Raw genomic sequence first — 2,227 nt, forward strand, 5'->3', positions numbered from 1 at the left:
CCAGCCGTCGGGCTGCGCCGCGGCCTCGGTTACGGTCACCGCATTGCCGGAGACTTCCGTCACCGTCGCCACGGAAGAATGCAGCGCGATGTCGAGCCCGCAGCCGCGCCCGTAGAGCGCGTGCCGGCAGAGCCGCTGGTACTTCGCCCGCACCCCGGCGCGGCGCAGCGTGCTGAAGACGGAGTCGCAGTTCAGGATGATCCGCTGGCCTTCCGCCTCCGCGCCCGTCACGCGGCCCTTCCAATGCGCCACGGTCTCGCCGGGCAGCTGCTCATGGCCGCGAAAGAGCGTCAGCGTGGTCGGGATCTGGCCCGGCGGCACCGTCTTCGCGCCCGACGGCGAGCGGGCGTTCGTCGCCAACAACAAGACCAACGACGTCTCCGTGATCGACTGCGGGAGTTGGGCGGAGACCGAACGCTACGATACGGAGCTCCACCCGGACGGGATCGCGTACCTCCCCGAGTAGTCGACCGCCCTCGAGAGCCACGCAAACTCCCCGCTACCCGCGGTATTTTACGTCGGTCCGTCGTCACCGGAACCATGTCCCTCGCGAGACACGGGACCGGCGTCGGGGCGACGGCCCGTGCGTTCTGGTCGCAGGTCCATCCCGTGTTCATGCTCCCGCCGCTCGCCGCTTCGCTGTTCGGCGCGGTGCTCGCTCGAGCGTTCACGCCGGAGCTCGCGGCGATCCACGTCGTCGCGATGTTCGCGGCGGTGTACACGGCCCACGTCAAGGACGGCTACGTCGACTTCTACGTCCGCGGGGAGGACGACGATCACCCCCTCACGGAGCGGGGCTGCCGGCTCGGGCTGACCGTCTCGACGGCGACGTTCGCCCTCTGTACGGTCGCGCTGTTCGTCCTGGTCGACTGGATCGCCGCCGCCCTGACCGTCCCCGCGTGGGTGATCGCCTACTACCACGCCCCTCAACTCGATATGAACCCGGTGACCGCGACGACGGGCTACCCGCTGGGGATCGCGCTGTCGATCCTCGGGGGCTTCTACGTCCAGGCCGAGGCGTTCGCGCTGGTCCCGATCGGCTTCGCCGCGACCTTTCTCGTCTTGCTCTCGGGAATCAAGGTGATCGACGACGCGAAGGACTACGACTACGATCGCTCGATCCGAAAGCGGACCGTCGCGGTCGCCGTCGGTCCGAGTCGGGCCTACACCGTCGCCTACGGCCTCATGCTCACTGCGCTGTTCGTCGTCGTCACCTTCGCCGTCGCACGGGTGTTTCCGCCCTCCGCGGTGCTGGCGGCGCTCGCGTTCGCGGCCGTCGCCGCCGTCGCCCGCCGCGCACCGCCGAGGCTGGCGACCATGCTGTTGATTCGTGGCTCGTACGTCTTTCTCGCCGTCCTCGTCGCCGCGGTCTGGTTCGAACCGCTGGCCAGGTTCTGGTGAGATCCCCGCCGAACGGATCCCCGCCACTTTTGTCGCCGACCACGAACTGATCCGACAGTGACCGTGACGCGACCCCCCGACTCGAGCGCGAACGAGGTGTGAGACGCCGTGCTCGAGGCGCTCCGAACCGTCCTGTTCGATCCGACGCTGCTGGCGGTGTACCTCGTCGCCGCAGGCGCGATGATTCTCTCGCCGGGACCCGACACCGTCTACGTGCTGACCCGGAGTATCGGCGACGGGCGCGAGAGCGGGCTCGCCTCCGCGGCGGGGATCAGCGCCGGCGTCCTCGTCCACACGCTCGCGGCGGCGGTGGGACTCGCCGCCCTCTTCCGGGCCTCCGAGATCGCCTTCGCGGCCGTCACCTACGTCGGTGCGGCCTACCTGACCTACCTCGGGGTTCGAACGATCCGGGAGTCCGAACTCTTCGACGCGGACGACGGGGCCGCGGTGGAGGGCAACCCCTTCCGGGAGGCCGTGATCGTCAACGTCGCCAACCCGCAGGTGGCGCTGTTCTTCCTCGCGTTCCTCCCGCAGTTCGTCGACGGCTCGGGCCACGTCCCGACCCAGCTATCGGCGCTCGGCGCGATCTACGCCCTGCTCACGATGGGGTATCTGGGAACGGTGGCGCTCGCCTCGAGCGCGGTTCGCCGCCTGCTGATCACCCGCCCGCGGGTCGCGGACGGGATCCGGTGGCTCTCCGGGCTGGTGTTGATCGGGCTCGGGCTGCGGCTGTTCGTCGGCGGCGTCGGCTGATACGGTTTACTGTAAGTCAGTACCGGCGCAACCGCGACCCGTACGGTGGTTGCGCCGGTAAATCGTTACAGCA

Annotated in this window: 3 protein-coding genes and 1 pseudogene; 3 read left to right on the forward strand and 1 reads right to left on the reverse strand. The window is 69.2% G+C overall.

The genetic code is table 11. The features are described from left to right. Positions 1–321, reverse strand: a 321-nt coding sequence (locus ACNA7R_RS20030; protein WP_416285299.1) for a hypothetical protein, incomplete at its 3' end; no start/stop codon positions are given. On the opposite strand from ACNA7R_RS20030, the pseudogene ACNA7R_RS20035 reads away from it, so the two are divergent. The 3 genes and pseudogenes from ACNA7R_RS20035 to ACNA7R_RS20045 form a co-directional block, all read left to right on the forward strand. Beyond that, positions 299–466, forward strand: a pseudogene (locus tag ACNA7R_RS20035) (YncE family protein); the annotation flags it as partial. The gene ACNA7R_RS20030 and the pseudogene ACNA7R_RS20035 sit on opposite strands and share 23 nt — an antisense overlap. 74 nt (positions 467–540) lie before the next feature. After that, complete coding sequence (locus ACNA7R_RS20040) at positions 541–1,401, forward strand: UbiA family prenyltransferase (protein WP_416285300.1); 861 nt, start codon at positions 541–543, stop codon at positions 1,399–1,401. Between the two features lie 108 nt (positions 1,402–1,509). Next, positions 1,510–2,154, forward strand: a complete 645-nt coding sequence (locus tag ACNA7R_RS20045; RefSeq protein ID WP_416285301.1) for a LysE family translocator — start codon at positions 1,510–1,512, stop codon at positions 2,152–2,154. The last annotated feature ends 73 nt before the right edge of the window (positions 2,155–2,227 follow it).

It is taken from the genome of Natronococcus sp., from assembly GCF_047921035.1.
Lineage (GTDB): Archaea > Halobacteriota > Halobacteria > Halobacteriales > Natrialbaceae > Natronococcus.

Bases quoted from the DNA above. Each gene is read 5' to 3' on its own strand.
- ACNA7R_RS20040 (WP_416285300.1), top strand. From the start codon at position 541: ATGTCCCTCGCGAGACACGGGACCGGCGTCGGGGCGACGGCCCGTGCG.